At 70.5% G+C, this 17,080-nt stretch carries 17 protein-coding genes; 11 read left to right on the forward strand and 6 right to left on the reverse strand.

All coding sequences use genetic code 11. The features are described 5' to 3' along the window. Positions 1–1,245, forward strand: a complete 1,245-nt coding sequence (locus IE277_RS06745; protein ID WP_189949462.1) for a helix-turn-helix domain-containing protein — start codon at positions 1–3, stop codon at positions 1,243–1,245. Positions 1,246–1,270: 25 nt separating this feature from the next. Here the strand turns inward: IE277_RS06745 and IE277_RS06750 are convergent, their stop codons facing one another. Continuing rightward, a complete protein-coding gene (locus IE277_RS06750; RefSeq protein ID WP_189949464.1) occupies positions 1,271–2,533 on the reverse strand; it encodes an MDR family MFS transporter in 1,263 nt (420 codons plus the stop codon). A gap of 179 nt (positions 2,534–2,712) precedes the next feature. On the opposite strand from IE277_RS06750, the gene IE277_RS06755 reads away from it, so the two are divergent. Further along, a complete protein-coding gene (locus IE277_RS06755) occupies positions 2,713–3,474 on the forward strand; it encodes a phosphoglyceromutase (protein WP_189949466.1) in 762 nt (253 codons plus the stop codon). Positions 3,475–3,805: 331 nt separating this feature from the next. Here IE277_RS06755 and IE277_RS06760 read toward each other — a convergent pair whose 3' ends face one another. The 3 genes from IE277_RS06760 to phoU all read right to left on the reverse strand — a co-directional run bounded on the left by IE277_RS06760 (position 3,806) and on the right by phoU (position 5,730). Then, complete coding sequence (locus tag IE277_RS06760; protein WP_189949469.1) at positions 3,806–4,483, reverse strand: GmrSD restriction endonuclease domain-containing protein; 678 nt, start codon at positions 4,481–4,483, stop codon at positions 3,806–3,808. Between the two features lie 228 nt (positions 4,484–4,711). Then, a complete protein-coding gene (locus tag IE277_RS06765) occupies positions 4,712–4,867 on the reverse strand; it encodes a hypothetical protein (RefSeq protein ID WP_189949471.1) in 156 nt (51 codons plus the stop codon). 173 nt (positions 4,868–5,040) lie between these two features. Next, entirely contained in the window at positions 5,041–5,730 is a 690-nt protein-coding gene (phoU, locus tag IE277_RS06770; RefSeq protein WP_189949473.1) for a phosphate signaling complex protein PhoU, read from the reverse strand. 245 nt (positions 5,731–5,975) lie between these two features. Here phoU and phoR point away from each other — a divergent pair, with 245 nt between their 5' ends. Continuing rightward, positions 5,976–7,235, forward strand: coding sequence for a two-component system sensor histidine kinase PhoR (gene phoR, locus IE277_RS06775; RefSeq protein WP_189949475.1), 1,260 nt, complete (start codon positions 5,976–5,978; stop codon positions 7,233–7,235). Positions 7,236–7,240: 5 nt separating this feature from the next. Then, positions 7,241–7,912 carry a two-component system response regulator PhoP gene (gene phoP / locus IE277_RS06780; RefSeq protein WP_506005340.1) on the forward strand — a complete coding sequence of 224 codons (672 nt, stop codon included), beginning with the start codon at positions 7,241–7,243 and terminating at the stop codon, positions 7,910–7,912. Positions 7,913–7,994: 82 nt separating this feature from the next. Here phoP and IE277_RS06785 read toward each other — a convergent pair whose 3' ends face one another. Next, complete coding sequence (locus tag IE277_RS06785) at positions 7,995–8,684, reverse strand: DUF461 domain-containing protein (protein WP_189949477.1); 690 nt, start codon at positions 8,682–8,684, stop codon at positions 7,995–7,997. 616 nt (positions 8,685–9,300) lie between these two features. Here IE277_RS06785 and IE277_RS06790 point away from each other — a divergent pair. From IE277_RS06790 to IE277_RS06820, 7 genes are all read left to right on the forward strand, one after another. Further along, positions 9,301–9,783: a CarD family transcriptional regulator gene (locus tag IE277_RS06790; RefSeq protein WP_003953493.1), complete on the forward strand. Its 483-nt coding sequence runs from the start codon at positions 9,301–9,303 to the stop codon at positions 9,781–9,783. A 336-nt stretch (positions 9,784–10,119) separates the two neighbouring features. Then, positions 10,120–10,896, forward strand: coding sequence for a 2-C-methyl-D-erythritol 4-phosphate cytidylyltransferase (gene ispD / locus IE277_RS06795; RefSeq protein ID WP_189949479.1), 777 nt, complete (start codon positions 10,120–10,122; stop codon positions 10,894–10,896). After that, positions 10,886–11,383 (forward strand): 2-C-methyl-D-erythritol 2,4-cyclodiphosphate synthase, encoded by a 498-nt coding sequence (ispF, locus tag IE277_RS06800; RefSeq protein ID WP_189949481.1) that lies wholly within the window; start codon positions 10,886–10,888, stop codon positions 11,381–11,383. Before ispD ends, ispF begins: the two co-directional genes overlap by 11 nt. Before the next feature lie 57 nt (positions 11,384–11,440). Next, complete coding sequence (locus tag IE277_RS06805; protein ID WP_189949483.1) at positions 11,441–11,845, forward strand: PPOX class F420-dependent oxidoreductase; 405 nt, start codon at positions 11,441–11,443, stop codon at positions 11,843–11,845. Between the two features lie 105 nt (positions 11,846–11,950). Beyond that, positions 11,951–13,348: a cysteine--tRNA ligase gene (gene cysS / locus IE277_RS06810; RefSeq protein ID WP_189949485.1), complete on the forward strand. Its 1,398-nt coding sequence runs from the start codon at positions 11,951–11,953 to the stop codon at positions 13,346–13,348. 91 nt (positions 13,349–13,439) lie between these two features. After that, on the forward strand, positions 13,440–14,381 hold the full coding sequence (gene rlmB, locus IE277_RS06815) for a 23S rRNA (guanosine(2251)-2'-O)-methyltransferase RlmB (protein WP_189949487.1): 942 nt from the start codon (positions 13,440–13,442) through the stop codon (positions 14,379–14,381). A gap of 151 nt (positions 14,382–14,532) precedes the next feature. Further along, positions 14,533–16,221 (forward strand): DoxX family protein, encoded by a 1,689-nt coding sequence (locus IE277_RS06820; RefSeq protein ID WP_189949489.1) that lies wholly within the window; start codon positions 14,533–14,535, stop codon positions 16,219–16,221. Between the two features lie 104 nt (positions 16,222–16,325). Here the strand turns inward: IE277_RS06820 and IE277_RS06825 are convergent, their stop codons facing one another. Continuing rightward, positions 16,326–17,057, reverse strand: coding sequence for a nucleotidyltransferase family protein (locus IE277_RS06825; RefSeq protein WP_189949491.1), 732 nt, complete (start codon positions 17,055–17,057; stop codon positions 16,326–16,328). Positions 17,058–17,080: the final 23 nt, after the last annotated feature.

Consider the following 17,080-nt stretch of genomic DNA (forward strand, 5'->3'; position numbering starts at 1 on the left):
GTGTCATCGGAGGTGCGCCGGGCCTTCGGGGCGCGCGTGGCCGAACTGCGACGACAACGAGACCTCACTCAGAGCGAACTGGCCGCGGCGATCGGGCGGACGGCGAGTTGGGTGTCGCAGGTCGAGCGAGGCATCCAGCCGGTGAACCGGCTGGATGTTCTGCGGCTGCTCGCCGACGGACTCGGCGTTCCCTTGCACGTCCTCCAGCCCGAGGCTCCCAGTGCAGCGAGACCTGACACGGGGGTTGCGGATGACGCGGTGCCCAATGACCTGGACCAAGCACGGCTGGTCATCTCCGGGCACTCGGCGCTCGACGTCGTCCTTGAGCCTCGGGAGGACTTCCGTGCCGAACTGCTCCACGAGCTGCGAGACGAGGTGGAGCGGGGCTGGAGGCTCACTCACGGAGACCGGTTCGCAGAGCTGAGCAGGGTCCTGGGGCCGTTGTTGCCACGCTTGGAACGCGCGGCGCGAACTGCCCCTGGCGAGTTCCGGCCGGAGATTCACCGGCTGTTGGCGCGCACCTACCAAGCCTTGTCGGCAGCTTTTGTCCGGCAGGACGAGGCAGATGCCGCATGGCTGGCGGCGGATCGGGCGATCCGCGCGGCCGAACTCGCCGACGACCGTCTCGGGGTCTTCGTCGGGGTCTTCCGGCTGGTCCATGCGTTCGTACGACTCAAGCGCCTGGACCAGGCCGAGCACGCTGCCGCCGCAGCGCTCAACACGCTCGCAAGGCACGCCGAAGCGACGGCGACGCCCATGGAGGAATTGTCGGTTCTTGGCTCACTTCACCTCGCGCTGGCGTTGGTGCATGCACGGGCCGGTGAACGATCCGCCGCTCGCGAGCAGATCGACAAGGCTCGAACGGTAGCTGCCCGCATGGGAGGTGAGCGCAACGACTTCGATCTGGAATTCGGCCCCACGAACGTCGAGGTCCAGGCGGTCTCTACGGCCGTGGACCTCGGTGACGCGGGGGAAGCCCTCGACACGGCCAAGGACTTGGACATCGGCGCGTTGTCCGTCGAGCGACAGGCCAGGCTGCTGATGGATCTGGGGCGCGCTCATGTACAGCGTCGGCAGTTCGGGGACGCGCTTGTGTGCTTGCTGAGAGCCGAAGAGATCGCGCCAGATCTGATCAGAAGCCATATCGCGGCGCGCGGCGCCATCCGCGAGCTGATGCTGATGGGTGGACGCTCAGCCTCGCCTGAACTGCGTGGCCTGGCTGAGCGCGCGGATGCCATGGGATAGGCCGACTGCGCGGTCGGGCTTTTCGTCAGGCTGTCTCCTGGGGCACGGACTCCGGTGTGGAAGCGGATGGCCGCTGGGCCGGAACCGGCTCTTCCTTCGGCAGCCCCCGCATGAGCACCCCGTACCCCAGTCCCGCCGCCGTTCCCACCGCGGCGCACATGCCCCACAGCCACCGCGCGCCCAGGTGGTCGATGACGGCGCCGGACATCAGCGGGGCGACCAGCGCGGCGACGGACCAGGACAGGGTGTACACGCCCTGGTAGCGCCCGCGCCCGTGCACCGGGGAGAGACGGACGACGAGGCCGGTCTGGGTGGGTGCGTTGACGATCTCGGCGAGGGTCCAGACGCACACGGTGACCATGAAGACGCCCACCGACCCGGCGAAGGCGGTGAGTCCGAAGCCGTAGCCGGCGAGCAGTGAGGAGACGACGAGCAGGGTGCGCGGGTCGCGATGCTCGATGAACCGGGTGACCGGGATCTGCAGGGCGACGATCAGGATGCCGTTGACGGCGATGGCGAGGCCGTAGTCGGCGGGGGAGAACCCGGCCCGCCCCATGGCCACCGGCAGCCCCACGGCCCCCTGCTGGAAGACCAGTGCGACGAGGAAGGACAGCCCGACGACGGCCATGTACCGCCCGTCCCGCAGCACGGTTCCGAGGCTCACGGCGCTGTCCTTCTCCTGCGCGTGTGCCGTGGGCCGGGACTCGGGCACCTTCAGGAAGACGACGAGTGCGCAGGCCAGGGTCATCCCGGCCTCGATCAGGAACCCGGCGAGATAGCTGAACTCGGCGATGAACCCGGCGGCCATGGAGGAGACGGCGAAGCCGAGGTTGATGGCCCAGTAGTTCAGGGAGAAGGCGCGCACCCGGTCCTCGGGGCGGACGATGTCCGCCATCATCGCCTGCACGGCCGGCCGGGACGCGTTGGAGGCCATGCCCACGAGGAAGGCGACGGCGGCGATGGCGACCGGGTGCGTCATGAAGCCGAGCAGCGCGACGGAGGCGGCCGTGGCGGACTGGGCGATGAGCAGGGTGGGCCGCCGCCCCAGCCGGTCGGCCATCACCCCGCCGGCCAGCGAGGAGACGACCCCGCCGAGCCCGTGCAGGGAGGCGACGAGACCGGCGTACGAGGCCGAGTAGCCGCGGTCGAGGGTGAGGTAGAGGGCCATGAACGTGGCCACGAAGCCGCCGAGCCGGTTGACCAGGGTGCTGGTCCACAGCCACCAGAACTCACGGGGCAACCCGGAGACGCTCTCCCGTGCGGCACGTCGAAGACGAGCTGCGGACATGACAAGACCCCCCGTGGATCCCGGAATGCCCCGATGTGGGGCTCTGTAAGTGGCTCAACCGGTAAGCGCAACCTACATGCGGGGTCTGCCGGTGGCCACTCGATTAACAGATGCCGCCAACCGTCCACCCACCGGCCGGTCCGGGCGGGCCCGGGAACCTGTGGATTACGCTCTGTCCCATGGCCGACGCACCGTACAAGCTGATCCTCCTCCGCCACGGCGAGAGCGAGTGGAACGCGAAGAACCTGTTCACCGGCTGGGTGGACGTCAACCTCAACGAGAAGGGCGAGAAGGAGGCAGTCCGCGGCGGCGAGCTTCTGAAGGACGCCGGACTTCTCCCCGACGTGGTCCACACGTCCCTCCAGAAGCGCGCGATCCGCACGGCCCAGCTGGCCCTGGAGGCCGCTGACCGGCACTGGATCCCGGTCCACCGCAGCTGGCGCCTGAACGAGCGCCACTACGGCGCCCTCCAGGGCAAGGACAAGGCGGCCACGCTGGCCGAGTTCGGCGAGGAGCAGTTCATGCTCTGGCGCCGTTCCTACGACACCCCGCCGCCCCCGCTCTCGGACGACTCCGAGTTCTCCCAGTTCGACGACCCGCGCTACGGCACGCTCCCGCCGGAGCTGCGCCCGAAGACGGAGTGCCTGAAGGACGTCGTCCTGCGCATGCTCCCGTACTGGTTCGACGCGATCGTCCCGGACCTCCTCGACGGCCACACCGTCCTGGTCGCGGCCCACGGCAACTCGCTGCGCGCCCTGGTCAAGCACCTGGACGGCATCTCCGACGCCGACATCGCGGGCCTGAACATCCCGACCGGCATCCCCCTGTCCTACGAACTGGACGAGAACTTCAAGCCGGTCACCCCCGGCGGCACCTACCTCGACCCCGACGCGGCCGCAGCGGCCATCGAGGCAGTGAAGAACCAGGGCAAGAAGAAGTAAGCCACAACGACCAAGCCCCCCGCCCGCGGTTCTTCCGCCGGCAGGGGGCTTGTTGTGGTGCGGGGCCGTGAGCGGGCGTCAGCCGCTGTGAGTGGGTGTCAGCCGCCCAGGCCGCCGAGGAGACCGCCGAGGATGCCCGAGAGGCTGCCCAGAAGTGCGGAGAGCGTGTCCATATGAAACTCCAATCCCATAGTGGTTACTACGGCCTGAAGACGATCGGACCGCTCTCCGAGGAACGGCCGGGCAGCCGTGATCACTCGTACGAGCAAGCTCAAACGTTCCCGCAGTGGATCAAGCTCCGCGGGCAGGGCGCCGGTCGGCCCGAGGGGGCTCAGGCCGCCGGCTGGTAGGTCACGGCCGTGCTGGGGCACGCCTTCGCGAGATCGTCGAGGCTCTCGAGTTCGGCGGCGTCCGCGGTGAGCCTCCAGCGGAGTTTGGTGCCGACCCATTCCGAGAGGTACCGGCACAGGACCTCGGCGGTCGGCGGCAGCCACTCCGCCGGGTCCTTGTCGGCCTTGCTGCGGTTCGCGGCGGCTGACACGGCGACGAGCGAGGCCGGCGCGTCCTGGTCGTTCGCGTAGGCCTCGCGCCGCTGGGCCGTCCACTGTGACGCCCCGGAGTCCCAGGCCTCGGCCAGCGGCACCATGTGGTCGACGTCCAGGGCCGCGGCCGAGGTGATCCACTTCGAGTCGTAGTACGACCACCAGCGCCCTCCGGACAGCTTGCACCCCGGAAGGATCAGGGGAGGGTCGACCGCCTCCGAGATGAGCACCTCGGCCCGGGTGTTGCAGCCGTCGGTCGGATTCTGGCCCGCGTTCCAGTGCTTGAAGCTCGTGCGCCGGTACCCGTCCCGCGACTCCGCGGCGACGGGGAGCGCGTGCACCGCCGCCGCGAGAGAGACGGTGTACACCGGGGCGGAACGGTCCCGCGCCTGGGCCGGGGTGGACGTCGTGAAGGGCACGACAAGGAGTACGACCGCGGGGGCGGCCCACCTGAGGTTCTTGATCACGTCAAGCAGAGTTGACGCTTACTACCTCGTTCGAGGGAATCGGCTCGAATGAATGAGCCATATGGGTGCGCCGGTTCACCGTCGAGGGGACGTGATCAAGGCCGTTCATCAAGGTGCAGTGCGTACGGGGCCTTTCCTGCCAGGCCCTCTACCAGGCGTGCCGCCCGGCGCAGAGGAAGGGCCGGTGGGGAGTGATCCCACACCGGCCCTTGTGGCGTCGTACCGCCCTCAGCCGCACTGGCAGGGGCCACCCGACTGGCAGCCGCAGCCGCAGCCCGAGCCGCAGCCGCACGCACCGATCAGCGGAAGGTTCCTGGTTTCGGCGGGCCGGTCGGTCTCGCGCTCCTGCGTGGGGTCGGGCGTGGTGCTGGGGGATTCGGCCATGGGTCCCTCCTAGACGCGGGGGCAGGGATGCCCTTGCCCATCTCATGCCCGTTTTCCTGGGCGCATCAACGGCGCACGGAGGCGCTCACACGTCCACGCGCCCCCCGGCACCACTCCGGGAGCCGCCCGGCCGCCCGGCCGCCCGGGCCGGCCCGGCGGGGTCAGGCCCGCTGTCAGGCCCCCTCGACGCCCGTGACCGGCTGGATGTCCGCCTGCAGCTCGTCCGCGTGCTCACCCGTGACCAGGTACACGACACGCTTGGCGACGGCCACGGCGTGGTCGGCGTACCGCTCGTAGTAGCGGCCGAGCAGGGTGACGTCGACGGCGGTCTCGATGCCGTGCTTCCAGCGCTCGTCGATCAGGTGCTGGAACAGTGTGCGGTGCAGCTGGTCCATCTCGTCGTCGTCCTGCTCCAGCTGCATCGCGAGGTCGACGTCCTTCGTGATGATCACCTCGGCCGCCTTCGCCATCAGGCGCTGCGCGAGCTGGCCCATCTCCAGGATCGTGGCGTGCAGGTCCTGCGGGACCGCGCGCTCGGGGAAGCGCAGCCGGGCCAGCTTCGCCACATGCTGGGCGAGGTCGCCGGAGCGCTCCAGGTCGGCGGACATCCGCAGGGAGGTGACGACGATCCGCAGGTCGGTCGCCACCGGCTGCTGCCGGGCGAGCAGGGCTATCGCGCGCGCCTCCAGGTCGTGCTGGAGTTCGTCGACCTTCTGGTCCGCCTCGATCACGCTTTCGGCCAGCTTGAGGTCGGAATCCAGGATGGCGGTCGTGGCGCGCCCGATCGCCGACCCGACCAGCCGGGCCATCTCCACCAGACTGTCGCCGATCGAGTCAAGTTCCTCGTGGTACGCGTCCCGCATCAGGGTTTTCCTCTCCTACGTGCGTGTTCTGGGGTTTTCCGGGGCAGTGACACCGAACGGGCCGAGCGCCCCGTGGCAGTACCGGCGGTGCGATCCCCACGCTCCCACGCTGTGGCCTGTACGCGTCCGTTTCTGCCACCCCAAATGAACCAATACTGGCTCCCAGGTGAACTCTGGGCGACGAGTGTTCGAGGTCGCACCTCGACGGCTGTGGTCTTGTCGTACGCCCTGCTTAACCTGGAGGCATGGACGTGAACGCGGCGGTCGCCGCAGCGGCAGCGATCGCCGGGGTGCTCACCGGCGTCATCGCCATGCTGGCGTTCCGCTGGAGCGAACGCGACCAGAAGCGACCGACCAGGACTTCCTTGCATATCGATCCCGTACTCCCGCCGGGCGTGGACACCGTGCTGTCCGTGCTCCGTTCCTCGGCCGTCGTCCTTGACGAGGCCGACGCCGTCGTCAAGGCCAGTTCCGCCGCCTACGCCCTCGGGCTGGTGCGCGGTGGCAAGCTCGCCGTGGAGCCGATGCTCCAGATGGCGAGAGACACCAGACGTGACGGCGAGATACGCCAGGTCGAGCTGGACCTGCCACGGCGCGGCACCGGACGCGGCGAGGCCCTCGCCGTCTCCGCGCGCGTGGCCCCGCTCGGCTCCCGCCTGGTCCTGCTGCTGGTCGAGGACCTGACCGAGGCCAGGAGAATCGAGGCCGTACGGCGCGACTTCGTGGCCAATGTGAGCCATGAGCTCAAGACGCCCGTCGGCGCGCTCTCCCTGCTCTCCGAGGCGGTCATGGACGCCTCGGACGACCCCGAGGCCGTACAGCGCTTCGCGGGCCGTATGCAGATCGAGGCGACCCGCTTGACCAACCTGGTCCAGGAACTGATCGACCTCTCCCGGGTGCAGAACGACGACCCGCTGGAGGACGCGGAGCCCATCCGCGTGGACGAGCTGGTCGCCGAGGCCGTCGACCGCTGCCGCCACCAGGCCGGCACGAAACAGATCACCATGGCCGCCGGTGGCACGGCCGATCTGCATGTCTGGGGCAACCGCGGCCAGCTGGCCGCCGCCCTGGGCAACCTGGTCGAGAACGCCGTCAACTACTCCCCGGCCCGCACCCGGGTCGGCATAGCCGCCCGCCGGATCAGCGCCCCTGGCGGCGACATGATCGAGCTGGCCGTGACGGATCAGGGCATCGGTATCTCCGAGAAGGACAAGGAGCGCGTCTTCGAGCGCTTCTACCGCGTCGACCCGGCCCGCTCGCGGGCCACCGGAGGCACCGGTCTGGGTCTCGCTATCGTCAAGCACGTGGTCGCCTCGCACGGCGGGGAGGTCACGGTCTGGAGCGCCGAAGGCCAGGGCTCCACCTTCACCCTCAGGTTGCCGGAGGCGGGTGCGGCCCGCGACCGCGCGTCGCAGCACCCCGACCCCGACCTCGACGACGAGGCCGGCAGTTCCCCTGAATCATCCCCGTACGAACCGCTTCCCGCCCCGGAGGTCCTTCCGTGACCCGAGTGCTCGTCGTCGAGGACGAGGAGTCCTTCTCCGACGCCCTGTCGTACATGCTCCGCAAGGAGGGCTTCGAGGTCGCCATCGCGGCCACCGGCCCCGACGGACTCGACGAGTTCGAGCGCAACGGCGCCGACCTCGTCCTCCTCGACCTGATGCTGCCGGGCCTGCCCGGCACGGAGGTCTGCCGCCAGCTGCGCGGCCGCTCCAACGTCCCCGTGATCATGGTGACGGCCAAGGACAGCGAGATCGACAAGGTCGTCGGTCTCGAAATAGGAGCCGACGACTACGTCACCAAGCCCTTCTCCTCCCGTGAGCTGGTCGCCCGCATCCGTGCGGTGCTCCGCCGCCGCGGCGAGCCGGAGGAGGTCACGCCGGCCGCGCTGGAGGCGGGCCCGGTCCGCATGGACGTCGACCGCCACGTGGTGACGGTCGGCGGCTCCAAGGTGGACCTTCCGCTGAAGGAGTTCGACCTGCTGGAGATGCTGCTGCGCAACGCCGGCCGTGTGCTGACCCGGATGCAGCTCATCGACCGCGTCTGGGGCGCCGACTACGTGGGCGACACCAAGACCCTCGACGTCCACGTCAAGCGCCTGCGCGCCAAGATCGAGCCGGACCCGGGCGCCCCGCGCTACCTGGTGACGGTCCGCGGTCTGGGCTACAAGTTCGAGCCGTAAACCGCTCGCCCACCCGCCGTACGACGAAGGGCGGCACCCCGTGTGGGGTGCCGCCCTCGTGCGTACGGCCGTGCAGGGCCGCTCAGTGGCCGGCGACCGACTGCGACGCGGAGTCGGTCGGGGTGGCGCCGGTGCTCGCCTGGCCGCTCGCGGAGGACGACGGGGTGGCCTTGCCGCCCTTGCCCTTGCCCGGCTTGGCGCTGCCCGACGCGGACGCGCTCGCGCCCGGGGCGCCGGTGGGGGTCGCCGGGGCGGACGGGATCTGGCTCGGGCCCCACTTGTCGAAGTAGCTGGTGGCCGGGACCACGAAGGCGCGCAGGCTGACATCACCGGTCTTGCTGAGGGTGAAGGTGACCTTCTGGGCGTTGCCGTCCTGGACGGACTCGCGGCCGTTCGGGATCTCGGCGGAGGCGTTGCCCCTGCCGCCGATCAGCAGCGAGCCGTGCGCCGGGACGGTCAGGTTCCCGCCCTTGGCCGGGGTCAGCTTCACGGTCTCGCCGCCGCCCTGGACGGAGACGGACTGCAGGGTCTCGTCCGTGCCGCCCTGGTTGAACAGGGTCGCGGAGATCACCGCCGGACCCGTCGCCTTCAGATCGGGCTGGGTGATGACCAGGGCGTTCTGGATCCTGATGTTGCCGACCGTGGCGGCCGCGTTGTCCGGCTTGACCTCCAGGGTCTGCGAGTCGTTGCCGGCGCCGCAGGCGGCGAGCGAGGCAATCGAGAAGACGATGGCCGAGGCGGCGAGGGCGCCGCGTCGAAGGCTGCTGCTCACGGCGGCGGCAACTCCTTGAACGCGCGGGCGGCTCCCCTTATAAAGCCACCCTAAGTGTCTGTCAGCGGGCTTAGGTTACCGAGCCGTTCCCGGGCCACCGCACCCGACCCTCCCCAAGCGTCCGGCTTGCCTCCGGCTGGGGGTACCGCGCGTGACTCGTCGCTCCCGCCACAAGTGACTCCCCGGTCACTTTGCCGGGCGCTCGTCCGCCATTCACATAACCGCCCGCAAAATTTCCGTGAAGGAATGCGCGACCCCTCGATGAGTGCTCTCGATTTTTGATCGGACGCCACGCGTCCGGCAGTCGTTGATCAATTCCGGAATCGGTCCGGATCGGCCTCGGGTCACCGAACGGAGTAGCGGAAGTCGTACGCTTGGAAGTGGACAAAACGGGACGTTCGTCCACTTGGAGACGGCTCCGGGCGTGTGTGACGTACGCGTTTCACCCCGCCCGAAGAGCCCCTCCGACCTGCGAATTCCCGGTTCCGCAGGCCCCTCGAAGCACGTTCCTGTCGCAGTTGTCAAGCCCCGAGATATGCCCTGACCTGCGAAAACGCCATTCAGAAGACGCCGTATCCGTGTTACTCTGGATAGCCACGGAAGGGGTACCTGTCACATGACGTTCAAGGTTGGCGACACCGTGGTCTATCCCCATCACGGGGCCGCGCTGATCGAGGCCATCGAAACTCGCCAGATCAAAGGCGTGGACAAGACCTACTTGGTGCTGAAGGTCGCCCAGGGTGACCTGACGGTGCGTGTGCCAGCGGACAATGCTGAGTTCGTGGGTGTGCGTGATGTGGTCGGTCAGGACGGGCTGGACCGGGTCTTCGAGGTGCTGCGCGCGCCGTATGCCGAGGAGCCCACGAACTGGTCCCGTCGTTACAAGGCAAACCTGGAGAAGCTCGCCTCCGGCGATGTCATCAAGGTCGCGGAAGTCGTGCGTGACCTGTGGCGTCGTGAGCGCGAGCGCGGGCTCTCCGCCGGTGAGAAGCGCATGCTCGCCAAGGCCCGGCAGATCCTGGTGAGCGAGCTCGCTCTCGCGGAGAACACGAACGAGGACAAGGCCGAGGCCCTGCTCGACGAGGTGCTCGCCTCCTGACGCGCCACGGCAGCGAACCTTCGCTCCCGCCACGCTCAGCACAGTAAATGCCGCGGTGCCCGATGACACTGACCCTGTCGCCGGGCGCTGCGGCATGTTCGTCCCCGGTCGTCCCCGGAGAAACCGCAAAACTTCAACACGGCTTCGGCAGCCGGAAACAGGGCGCCGAAACGCCCGTCGTACATTTCAGGGAAAGCCGCTCCCCCTGCTTGATGTGCCGGGCCCGGGCAGATGGCTCGACCAGGGTCACGGAAAGGGTCCGGTCAAAGCGTCGCGCCCGGCACTCCTCCAGGCCATACCCACCTGGGTCGAGCACACAAACCTTGACAGGAACCGATGTCTGACGAATCGCGCCCTTCGCCTGCGCAGACCGCCGTCGCCGCCGTGATTCCCGCCGCCGGCCGGGGCGTACGCCTCGGTCCGGGCGCCCCCAAGGCGCTCCGCGCGCTGAACGGCACGCCCATGCTCATCCACGCGGTCCGCGCGCTCGCCGCGTCCCGCCATGTCTCGCTGGTCATCGTCGTCGCCCCGTCCGACGGCGCCGCCGAGGTCAAGTCCCTCCTCGACGCGCACGCCCTGCCTGGGGGTACCCCCAGCGGTAGCTGGGGGAGCACCGACTTCCTCGTCGTGCCCGGCGGGGACACCCGCCAGGAGTCGGTCAGGCTCGGCCTGGACGCGCTGCCCCCCGAGTACGGCGTCGTCCTCGTCCATGACGCGGCCCGCCCGCTCGTCCCGGTCGACACGGTCGACACGGTCATCGAGGCCGTCCGCGCAGGCGCGCCCGCCGTGGTCCCCGCGCTCCCGCTCGCCGACACCGTCAAGGAGGTCGAGCCCGCGGCCGAGGCCGGCGACCCCGAACCGGTCGTCGCCACCCCGGAGCGCGCCCGGCTGCGTGCCGTCCAGACCCCGCAGGGCTTCGACCGGGCGACCCTGGTCCGCGCGCACGAGACCGTCACGGACGATGTCACCGACGACGCGAGCATGGTGGAGCAGCTGGGGCTGACGGTCGTGACCGTCCCCGGTCACGAGGAGGCCTTCAAGGTCACCCGCCCCCTCGACCTGGTCCTCGCCGAGGCGGTCCTGGCCCGCAGGAGGCTCAACGATGGCTTCTGACCGCATCCCGCCGCTGCCCCAGGTCGGCATCGGCACCGACATCCACGCCTTCGAGGAGGGCCGCGAGCTGTGGTGCGCGGGCCTGAAATGGGAGGGCGAGGGGCCGGGGCTGGCCGGGCACTCCGACGCGGACGTCGTCGCCCACGCGGCCTGCAACGCCCTCTTCTCCGCCGCCGGGCTCGGTGACCTGGGACAGCACTTCGGCACCGGCCGCCCCGAGTGGTCCGGCGCCCCCGGGGTGACCCTGCTGACCGAGGCCGCCCGGATCGTCCGCGAGGCGGGCTTCGTCATCGGCAACATCGCCGTGCAGGTCGTCGGCCCCCGCCCGAAGATCGGCAAGCGCCGCGACGAGGCTCAGAAGATCCTCTCCGCGGCGGCCGGCGCGCCCGTCTCCGTCTCCGGAGCCACGACCGACGGCCTCGGCTTCCCCGGCCGTGACGAGGGGTTGATGGCGGTCGCGACAGCGCTCGTGGTGCGGGCCGGCTGAGGGCGTGCGAGGGTACCCACACGACCATCAGTGAGCCCCGGACTCCGGAGGGTGCCCATGTCCGCCGTACTGTCCGACCGCCTGAAGTCGGTGCTCGACGGCAAGGTGTTCATCGTCGTCGGCACCGCCCAGCCCGACGGCAGCCCGCAGCTGTCGCCCGTCTGGGTGAAGCGGGACGGCGACGACGTCCTCTTCTCCACGACGGTCGACCGCCGCAAGTACCTGAACCTGGACCGCGACCCCCGGGTGACGGTCGTCGTCATGAACCCCGAACAGCCCTATGAGTACGCCGAGATCCGCGGCACCGCCGAGATGACGACCGACGGCGGCCTGGAACTCATCGACGAACTGAGCGAGAAGTACACCGGCAAGAAGTACGCCGCGTTCAACCCGGCCGCCGGCCAGGACGCCCCGCGCGTGGTAGTACGGATCCGGCCGCGGAAGATCGTCGGGATGCTCTGAGACACCCGGCCGCGGCGGCGGTCCGGACGGGCGGCGCGCGCGGCGGGCCCCGGGATTGTGGGGAAGGGGCGTGAGGCACCCTCCCGCGCCCACTACCCTGGAGGGGTGACCATTCGGCTGTACGACACCAGCGCCCGGCAGATCCGTGACTTCACCCCGCTCACGCCGGGTTGTGTCTCGATCTACCTCTGTGGCGCCACCGTGCAGGCGGCACCGCACATCGGTCATATCCGCTCGGGCCTCAACTTCGACATCATGCGCCGCTGGTTCGCCTACCGCGGCTATGAGGTGACGTTCGTCCGGAACGTCACGGACATCGACGACAAGATCATCGCCAAGTCCCACGAGCAGGGCCGGCCCTGGTGGTCGATCGGGTACGACAACGAGCGCGCCTTCAACGAGGGCTACACCGCCCTCGGCTGCCTGCCGCCGACGTACGAACCGCGCGCGACCGGCCACATCACCGAGATGGTCGAGATGATGCAGGGCCTGATCGAGCGCGGGCACGCCTACGCGGCCGACGGCAACGTCTACTTCGACGTGCGGTCCTTCCCGGAGTACCTCCAGCTGTCCCGGCAGGAGCTGGACAACCTGCTCCAGCCGTCCGGCGAGGGCGAGACCGGCAAGCGCGACCCGCGCGACTTCGCCATGTGGAAGTCCGCCAAGCCCGGCGAGCCGACCTGGCCGACGCCGTGGGGGCCCGGCCGCCCCGGCTGGCACCTGGAGTGCTCGGCGATGGCCCACAAGTACCTGGGCTCCGCCTTCGACATCCACGGCGGCGGCCTGGACCTGATCTTCCCGCACCATGAGAACGAGATCGCCCAGGCCAAGGCCTACGGCGACGACTTCGCCCGGTACTGGGTGCACAACGCCTGGGTGACCATGGCCGGCGACAAGATGTCCAAGTCGCTCGGCAACAGCGTCCTCGTGTCCGAGATGGTCAAGCAGTGGCGGCCCGTCGTCCTGCGCTACTACCTCGGCACCCCGCACTACCGCTCGATGATCGAGTACAGCGAGGAGGCGCTGCGCGAGGCCGAGTCGGCGTTCGCGCGGATCGAGGGCTTCATCCAGCGCGTGGTGGAGCTGGCCGGGAAGACGGTCGACCCGGCCGCCGAGGTCCCGCCCGCCTTCGCCGAGGCGATGGACGACGACCTGGGCGTCCCGCAGGCCCTCGCCGTCGTCCACACCACGGTCCGGCAGGGCAACAGCGCGCTGGCCGCCGACGACAAGGAAGCCGCCGTGGCCCGGCTCGCCGAGGTCCGCGCGATGCTCGGCGTCCTCGGCCTCGACCCGCTCGACGAGCTGTGGGCGGGCACGTCCGACCAGGGCGAGGACCTGAGCGGCGTGGTCGACAGCCTCGTCCGCCTGGTGCTGGACCAGCGCGAGTCCGCCCGCGCCCGCAAGGACTGGGCCACCGCCGACGCCATCCGCGACCAGCTCGCCCAGTCCGGGCTGGCCATCGAGGACGGCCCGCAGGGCCCGCGCTGGAGCCTCAGGGCCTAGCCCCGGACCCGAAGATCGAGTGTGCCGCCCGGCCCCCCGGGCGGCACACTGCATAAGACGTACGTACGAAGCTCACGGAGACAGGTAACTCATGGCCGCGAACAACCGCCGCATGTCCGGCAAGAAGGGCGCGCAGGTCGGCAGCGGCGGACAGCGGCGCCGGGGCCTGGAGGGCAAGGGCCCCACCCCGCCCGCCGAGATGCGCAAGGGCCACGCCAAACAGCGCGCCGCCACGTCCAAGGTCCGCCGCGCCCAGGGCCGCCCGCAGCAGCGCCGGGGCGCCGGCCGGTCGACATCCGAGATGGTCGTGGGCCGCAACCCCGTGGTCGAGGCGCTGCGCGAGGGCGTGCCCGCCTCCACCCTCTACGTCCAGCAGTTCATCGACAACGACGAGCGCGTCCGCGAGGCCCTGCAGCTCGCCGCCGAGCGCGGCGGCATCAACCTGATGGAGGCCCCGCGCCCCGAGCTGGACCGCATGACGAACGGCCTCAACCACCAGGGCCTCGTCCTGCAGGTCCCGCCGTACGAGTACGCGCACCCCGAGGACCTCGCCGACGCCGCCTACGACGAGGGCGCCGACCCGCTGATCGTCGCGCTCGACGGCGTCACCGACCCGCGCAACCTCGGCGCCGTCGTCCGCTCCGTCTCCGCCTTCGGCGGTCACGGCGTGGTCGTGCCCGAGCGGCGCTCGGCCGGTATGACCGCCGGCGCCTGGAAGACCTCCGCCGGTACGGCCGCCCGCACCCCGGTCGCCCGCGCCACCAACCTCACCCGTGCCCTGGAGGCGTACAAGAAGGCCGGCATCGCCATCGTCGGTCTCGCCGCCGACGGCGAAGCCGAACTCGGCGACCTCGAAGCCCTCGGCGGCCCGGTCGTCATCGTGGTCGGCAGCGAGGGCAAGGGCCTGTCCCGCCTGGTCGGCGAAACCTGCGACGTCCGTGTGCGGATCCCGATGCCGGGTGGCGCGGAGTCGCTGAACGCGGGTGTGGCGGCGGGGATCGTGCTGTACGAGGCGGCACGCAGGCGCGGCTGACAGGCACACCGGACGGGACTGAACACCCGTCCGGAACTTCACCCTTACGGGGGCAATCCGGCGCCCATGTGGCGTTCGCAGCCGCTTTGACGGGGTCCGGACACATCCGCCCCGGTCAAAGCAGTGTCCTAACTCCATGTCACTCGGTTAGATGAGTGTGGACACCAGAACACCCCGCACACCCACGGGGGACCGCTCGTCGGGATTCCAGTCCGGAACCGATGACGCTCCCGCGCTGAGCATGGTGAAGGTGCCGAGCGATCCGGCGCAGGTCATCGTCAACCACCCCAGCTTCCGCGTACAGCTGGGCCCGTCGGCGAAACGTACCCAGTCCTCGCGGATCGCCCGGCATCTGAGTGGCGCCCCGGAATCCGCCCGGATGCCCGTCGTGGGCACCGCGGGCCGGTCGGGCGCCGCCGGCCGCCGCCGCCCCGTCGTGTGGAGCGGCCGGTCCGCCCCTGACGACACCGGCGCCCACCGCCTCCTCCAGGCCGTGCGGGGCAGCAGCGTCCGCCACGCCGACGAGCCCGAGCCCGGCGCCACCCAGGTCATCCCGCGCGTCGACACCGGATACGGCGACACCTACGACGCGCTGGGCCAGACCGTCGAGACCCCGGTCGTCGGCCATCAGCGCACCGCCCCCGACGACACCGACGGCACCCGCCTCCTGCCGCACATGCGGACGGTCGCCGGCGCCTATGACGATCCCCCCTACGAGGGCCCCGGTTTCGCGTCGTACGAGGACTACGAGGACTACGACGACTACGCGGACGACGAGGACGCGGACCCGGACGACCCCGACGACCCGCGCCCGGTCCGCCGGCACGGCGACGACCCGGCCCGGCACGCCTACTACCCCGGCCGCCGGATGAACCTCGGCGTCGTCCTCCTCCCGCTGCGGATCTTCCTCGGCTTCATCTCCATCTACGCCGGCATGGGCAAGCTGTGCGACCCCGTCTACTTCGACGGCGGCAGGCGCGGCTCGATGGTCAAGTGGCTCAACACCCTGCACCCCTGGGACGTCGCCGAACCGCTTCGCCAGCTCGCCCTGCACCACCCGGTCGGCTCCGGCCTCGTGATCGCCTTCCTCCAGGTGGTCGTGGGCGCCCTCACGGTCCTCGGCTGCTGGCAGCGGGTCGCCGCCGTCGTCGGCGCCCTGCTCTCCGCCGCCCTGATCGTCACGGTCAGCTGGAAGACGGTCCCCGCCTACGACGCCCCCGACATCATCTATCTCGCCGCCTGGTCCCCGCTGATCATCGCCGGTGCCCCCGTCTACTCCGTGGACGGCCGCCTCGCCGCCAGCGCCTGGCGCCGCCTCGGCCCCCGCGCCGACATCTGGGACCTGCGCAGCTACGTCCTGCGCCGCGGCGCCCTGATCACGGTCGTCACCGTCGGCCTCACCCTGCTCGTCGGCTCCCTGCTCGGCGGCGCGGTGCGCGACTCCAGCCGCGTGGTCGTCCCCGGTCCCGGCGAGGCCCCCCGTAACGACCTCCCCGGCACCCCGCTCACCCAGGGACCCGGCCGGCGGCACCAGCAGAGCCCGTCGGTCTCCGGCTCGCCCACGGGCGGCGCCACCGCCGGTGCCAGCCCGTCCGGCGCGGCGGCGACCCCGGGCGCCACCCGGTCCGCCGGCGGTACGACCACGACCCCCAGCCAGACCCAGGGCACCACGGGCCAGACCTCGCCCCGCCAGTCCGCCCCGACGGGCGGCGCCCCGAGCACCACGGCCGGCCCGACGAGTTCCGGCGGCTCCTCGACCGGCGGCGGCTCGTCCACGAGCGGCAGCGGCGGTTCGTCCTCCTCCGGCCAGCCGGGCCTGGTGGGCGGCCTGCTGGGCTGACGGAACGAGACGGAACGAGACGGGGAGAGCCCCGTACCCAAGGAGGTACGGGGCTCTCCTCTTTCCCGATGACCGGCTTTTTCCCGATGACCGGCTTTCTTCGACTACCGGCCCAGCGCCGCCAGTTCCTTCGCGGCTTCCGTCAGATCCTTCGCCGTGTCGATGGCCCGCCAGTACGCACCCTGGGGAATCGGGAACCCGTACAGCTTCCGCTCACGGGCCAGTCCGGGGAACGTCGTCCGCTCGTGATCCCCCCGCTCGGGCAGCAGCTCGGCGAACTCGGGCGAGAACACATACACACCGGCGTTGATCTCGAACGTCGACGGGGGAGCCTCGATGAAGTCGGTGATGTGCCCGAACCCGTCGGTCTCCACCGCGCCCCACGGGATACGCGGCCGCGCCAGGGACAGGGTCGCCGTGGCATCCCGCTCGGTGTGGAAGTCCGCCATGTCCCGCAGCGAGAAGCGGGTCCAGATATCGCCGTTGGTGGCGTACCAGGGCTGGTCGGGGCGGGGCAGCCGCGCCGCGGCGTACTTGAGGCCGCCGCCCCGGCCGAGCGGCTCGGTCTCCACGACGGTGGTGACCGAGACGGGCAGATCGGCGGAGTCCAGCCACTTCTGCAGGACTTCGGCGAGGTGGCCGCAGGAGACCACGACGTCGGTCACGCCTTCCTCGGCGAGCCAGGTGAGCTGATGGCCGATGATCGGAGTGCCCGTACCGGGGATCTCGACCATCGGCTTGGGCCGGTCGTCGGTGTAGGGACGCAGCCGGGAGCCCTGGCCACCGGCCAGGACCACGGCTTGAGTGGGGCGCGACGCGGCGTTGGGATGGGTCATGACCGCACTGTACGTGGCGCCCC

It is taken from the genome of Streptomyces alanosinicus (genome assembly GCF_014650595.1).
GTDB lineage: Bacteria > Actinomycetota > Actinomycetes > Streptomycetales > Streptomycetaceae > Streptomyces > Streptomyces alanosinicus.

What these genes read in the sequence shown, in the direction of transcription:
- ispD (WP_189949479.1), top strand. Translation starts at nt 10,120, where the DNA reads ATGTCTGACGAATCGCGCCCTTCGCCTGCGCAGACCGCCGTCGCCGCC.
- IE277_RS06790 (WP_003953493.1), top strand. Translation starts at nt 9,301, where the DNA reads ATGACGTTCAAGGTTGGCGACACCGTGGTCTATCCCCATCACGGGGCC.
- IE277_RS06825 (WP_189949491.1), bottom strand. Translation starts at nt 17,057, where the DNA reads ATGACCCATCCCAACGCCGCGTCGCGCCCCACTCAAGCCGTGGTCCTG.
- IE277_RS06765 (WP_189949471.1), bottom strand. Translation starts at nt 4,867, where the DNA reads ATGGCCGAATCCCCCAGCACCACGCCCGACCCCACGCAGGAGCGCGAG.
- IE277_RS06750 (WP_189949464.1), bottom strand. Translation starts at nt 2,533, where the DNA reads ATGTCCGCAGCTCGTCTTCGACGTGCCGCACGGGAGAGCGTCTCCGGG.
- rlmB (WP_189949487.1), top strand. Translation starts at nt 13,440, where the DNA reads ATGGCCGCGAACAACCGCCGCATGTCCGGCAAGAAGGGCGCGCAGGTC.
- IE277_RS06755 (WP_189949466.1), top strand. Translation starts at nt 2,713, where the DNA reads ATGGCCGACGCACCGTACAAGCTGATCCTCCTCCGCCACGGCGAGAGC.
- phoR (WP_189949475.1), top strand. Translation starts at nt 5,976, where the DNA reads ATGGACGTGAACGCGGCGGTCGCCGCAGCGGCAGCGATCGCCGGGGTG.
- ispF (WP_189949481.1), top strand. Translation starts at nt 10,886, where the DNA reads ATGGCTTCTGACCGCATCCCGCCGCTGCCCCAGGTCGGCATCGGCACC.
- phoU (WP_189949473.1), bottom strand. Translation starts at nt 5,730, where the DNA reads ATGCGGGACGCGTACCACGAGGAACTTGACTCGATCGGCGACAGTCTG.
- IE277_RS06805 (WP_189949483.1), top strand. Translation starts at nt 11,441, where the DNA reads ATGTCCGCCGTACTGTCCGACCGCCTGAAGTCGGTGCTCGACGGCAAG.
- IE277_RS06820 (WP_189949489.1), top strand. Translation starts at nt 14,533, where the DNA reads ATGAGTGTGGACACCAGAACACCCCGCACACCCACGGGGGACCGCTCG.